General features: G+C 74.0%; 2 protein-coding genes. Both read right to left on the reverse strand.

Features of this window, described 5'->3' with window-relative positions; genetic code table 11:
* A partial coding sequence (locus ACWGJB_RS49740; RefSeq protein ID WP_453386624.1) for a type I polyketide synthase occupies positions 1 to 1,706 on the reverse strand: 1,706 nt, incomplete at its 3' end.
* Between the two features lie 13 nt (positions 1,707 to 1,719).
* A partial coding sequence (locus ACWGJB_RS49745; RefSeq protein WP_453386625.1) for a type I polyketide synthase occupies positions 1,720 to 4,776 on the reverse strand: 3,057 nt, incomplete at its 5' end.

The raw sequence follows: 4,776 nt of genomic DNA on the forward strand, positions 1-4,776 counted from the left end.
GCGAACACCGGATACCGCTCAGCCAGCTCCCCACCCATTCCCGACCACTGCGACCCCTGCCCCGAGAACAAGAACCCCGTAAGCCCACCCCGGTCCGCCAAGGCACCACCATCACCCGCCAACTCGGCCAGCCCAGTGAGCAGTTCCTCTCGGTCCGCGGCCACCACCGCACCGCGATGCTCCAAAGCCGCCCGGGACAGCGCCGCCGCACGCGCCACCTCCGCGACACCGACGCCCGGTTCGGCGAGCAGGTATTCACGCAACCGAGCCGCCTGCCCCCGCAACGCCTCAGCACTCCGCCCAGACACCAGCACCGGCACCGGCACCGGCAACACCGGCTCCGGAACAGCTGTCGGCTCCACAGCCAGCGCCTGCTCGATGATCACGTGCGCGTTGGTACCGCTCACCCCGAACGCCGACACCGCGGCCCGACGCACCTCGGTCTCCGGCCAGGGCTGTGATTCGGCGAGGAGTTCCAGCGGGCCGCCGGCCCAGTCGACGTGCGGGGTCGGGGCGTCGACGTGCAGGGTGCGGGGCAGCACCCCGTGGCGTATCGCCTCGACCACCTTGATCACGCCGGCGACACCCGCGGCGGCCTGCGTGTGTCCGATGTTCGACTTCACCGACCCCAGCCACAACGGCCGCTCGCGATCAGCACCGTAGACGCCGTGCAGGGCCTGCGCCTCCACCGGGTCGCCCAGCGAGGTGCCGGTGCCGTGCGCCTCCACCGCGTCGATGTCCCCAGGGGACAGCGCCGCGTTGGTCAGCGCCTCGACAATGACCCGACGCTGTGCCTGGCCGTTGGGGGCGGTGAGCCCGTTGGAGGCGCCGTCCTGGTTGACGGCGGAGCCGCGGATGACGGCGAGCACCGGGTGGTTGTTGCGCTGCGCGTCGGAGAGCCGCTCCAGCAGCAGCATGCCGACGCCCTCGGACCAGCCGGTGCCGTCGGCGTCGGCGGAGAACGCCTTGCACCGGCCGTCACCGGCCAGTCCGCCGAGCCGGTCGAACTCCACGTAGGTGCCGGGGGTGGACATGATGGTCACGCCGCCGGCCAGCGCCAGGGTCGTCTCCCCGGAGCGCAGCGACTGCACCGCCAGGTGCAGGGTGACCAGGGAGGAGGAGCAGGCGGTGTCCACGGTGACCGCGGGGCCTTCGAATCCGAAGGTGTAGGCGACCCGGCCGGTGGCGATGCTGGCGGCGTTCCCGTTGCCGATGAAACCTTCCAGTTCCTCGGGGACGCTGTCCATCAGTGTCGCGTAGTCGTGGTACATCACGCCGGCGAAGACGCCGGTGCGGCTGCCGCGTGCGGTGAGCGGGTCGATCCCGGCGCGTTCGAACGCCTCCCAGGAGGTCTCCAGGAGCAACCGCTGCTGCGGGTCCATCGCCAGCGCCTCGCGCGGCGAGATCCCGAAGAACCCGGGGTCGAAGTCACCGGCGTCGGCGACGAACCCGCCGAGCCCGACCGGCAGTCCGGCCAGGTCCCAGCCTCGGTCGGCGGGGAAGCCGGAGATCCCGTCCCGGCCGGCGGCCAGCATCTCCCACAGCTGCTCGGGGGTGCCCACGCCACCGGGGTAGCGGCAGGCCATGCCGACGATCGCGATGGGCTCGCGCCGGGCCTGTTCGATCTCGGCGAGCCTGCGCTGCGCACTCTGCGCCTCGCTCAGCGCACGCCGGAGATAGTCCCGGAGCTTGTCCTCGTTAGCCACGCGGTTCCCTTCCTCACCCTTGGTCGGCGCCAAGGCCGTCGACGAGGCCGAACAGTTCGTCGTCGGAGGCCGACGACAGGTCGTGCTCCGGTGCGGCGCCGGGCTGTTCCTCGCCGCCGTACTTGGCGAGCAGCGCGGTGAGCCGCATGCGCAGCCGCGCCTGGTCCACGGCGCCGGGATCGGCACCGGCCAGTGCTTCTTCGAGCTGGTCGAGTCCGGCGAGCGGCGAGCCGGCCTGTGCGCCGTCGGCCGCGGGCATGGAGGTGTGCAGGTGCGCGGCCAGAGCGACCGGGGTGGCGTACTCGAACACCACCGCGGCGGGCAGCCGGATTCCGGTGGTCTCGGACAGCCGGTTGCGCAGTTCCACGGCGGCCAGCGAGTCGACGCCGAGTTCGGCGAAGGTGCGGTGTTCGGCCACGGCGGCCGGTGAGTCGTAGGCCAGCACCCTGGCCGCTTCGGCGCGGACCAGCTCCAGGAGCGCCTTCTCCCGGTCGGGTCCGGACAACGCGGCCGGCGCCGCGGCGGATGCGGAGCGAGCGCCGGCGGCCGTTGCGGCGACCGTGGTGGACGTTTCCCGGACCAGACCGCGCAGGACCGCCGGGACCGGGCCGCCTGTCCGCAGGGCCGTGCGGTCCAGGCGCATCGGGGCGAGTACCGGTTCATCGACGGCTCGCGCGAGGTCGAATAGTTCGAGCGCCTCGGCGGTGGTCAGCGGCCGCAGCCCGGCGCGGGCGATACGGGCCAGGTCGGCATCGGACAGTTCACCGGTGATGCCGCTGCGCTGCTCCCACAGCCCCCAGGCCAGCGAGGTGGCCGGCAGCCCGGCGGTGTGCCTGGCCCTGGCCAGCGCGTCCAGGGCGGCGTTGGCCGCCGAGTAGGCGCTCTGCCCGGCCGCACCGAGCACCCCGGCGGCGGAGGAGAACAGCACGAAGTCGGTCAGCTCACGGTCACGGGTCAGCTCGTCCAGCCAGCGTGCGCCCAGCACCTTCGGCGCCAGCACCGCCGCCAGCCGCTCCTCGGTGAGCCCGGTGACCAGACCGTCGTCCACCACCCCGGCGGCATGCACCACCGCCGTCACCGGATGCTCGGCCAGCAACGCGGCCACCGTCTCCCGCTCGGCCACGTCACACGCCACCACCGCCACCTCCGCGCCCAGTTCCCGGAGTTCGGCGGCCAGTTCGGCCGCGCCCGGGGTGTCCGGGCCCCGGCGGCCGGTGAGCACCAGTTCGCGCACTCCGCAGTCGCCGGCCAGATGACGGGCGAGGGCCGCACCGAGCGCGCCCAGCCCTCCGGTGATCAGCACCGGGCCGCCCGGATCCCAGGTGGTGCCGTCCCGGTCGGTGATCCTGGACAGCGGGACATGGGACAGCCTTGGCACGAGCACCGCGCCGTCGCGCACCACCAGTTGCCCGCCGGGCAGGTTCCACGCGGCAGCGGGAATCCCGGCGCCGTCGGTGCCCGCGACGGCCGCGGCGCCGTCGGTGCCCACGCTGCCGTCGGTCCCCGCGGTGCCGTCGGTTCCCGCCGTGGCCACGCTGCCGTCGGTGCCCGTGGCGGCCGCGCTGCCGTCGGTCCCGTCGGCGCCCTCGAAGTCGGCCAGCAGGAACCGGTCCGGGTGCTCCTGCTGCACCGACCGCAGCAGCCCCCAGACCGCGGCGGCGGCCGGATCGGTGCGGGCGTTCCGGGTCCGCAGCGCCAGCCGGCTGCCGGCGAAACGGTCCTCTGCCAGCCAGGCGCGCACCGCGCCCAGCGCCCGACCGGCCGCGGCCACCGGACCGGCCTCGGTCCCGACCGTCAGCACCACCACCTCGGGCAGTTCCCCGTCAGGCAGTTCGGCCGGCTCGGCGCAGTCCAGCACGGTCGGCTCCGGGCCGCCCGGCAGGGCGGCGGGCACCAACTCCTCGGCGTACAGCGATTCGTGGTGGCCGAGTTGTTCGGCCGAGATCGGCCGGACCGCGAGGGACTCGACGACCCCGACCGGGGCGCCCGTCGCGTCGGCCAGTTCGATCCGGGCCGCCTCGGCGGCGACCGGGGAGATCCGCACCCGTAGCGCGGACGCCCCGGTGCGGCGCAGCGCGATCCCGTGCCAGGCGAACGGCAGCAAGGTACGGTCGCCCTCGTCCTCGTGCAGGTAGCGCAAGGCGTGCAGCGATGCGTCCAGCAGGGCCGGGTGCAGCCCGTAGCGGCCGGCGTCGGTCAGATCGGGCAGCTCGATTTCGGCGAGGATCTCGTCACCGCTCCGCCAGGCCGCGCGCAGGCCCTGGAACGCCGGACCGTACTCCAGGCCGGTGGCGGCGAACTCGGCGTAGGCCGAACCGACGTCCAGCGCGACGGCGTCCGGCGGCGGCCAGGCAGCCGGCGCGTCCTGAGGCTCTGCCGACACCGGGCCGAGCACGGCACGGGCGTAGCAGGTCCACGGGGTGCCGTCCTCGGCCGGGCGGGCGTGCACGGTCAGCGGCCGCTCTCCCGCCGCGTCCCGCGCACCGACTCTCATCTGCACCTCGACCGCACCGTCCTCGGGCAGCACCAGCGGTGCCTGGAGGGTGAGTTCGGCGACCTCGCCGACGCCGGTCTCCGTGGCGGCGTGCAGGGCCAGTTCGGCGAACACGCTGCCGGGCACGACGGTCGCGCCGAGCACGGTGTGCTCCCCCAGCCAGGGCTGCGCCCGGGTGGCCAGCCGCCCGGACAACAGGAAGCCGTCCTCCTCGGCGAACTCCACGGCCGCGTCCAGCAGCGGATAGCCGCTCCGGTGCGGCAGTTCGGCGCTGTCCAGCCAGTAGCGGCGGTGCTGGAAGGCGTAGGTGGGCAGGTCGACCCGGGCCGCGGCCGGCAGATACGACGCCCAGTCGACAACGCCGCCATGAGCGTGGAACCGGGCCAACCCGGCTGCCACCGAACGGACTTCGGGCTGCCCGCGACGCAGCAACGGCACGAACGCCGCCGTCGCGTCCCGCGACAGACAATCCGGTCCCACAGCGGTCAACGCGGCATCCGGACCGACCTCCACGAACCTCGTCACACCCTGCTCGTGCAGGCGGGCAACCGCATCGGCGAACCGAACCGTGTCACG

The organism is Streptomyces sp. NPDC054813 (genome assembly GCF_053611365.1).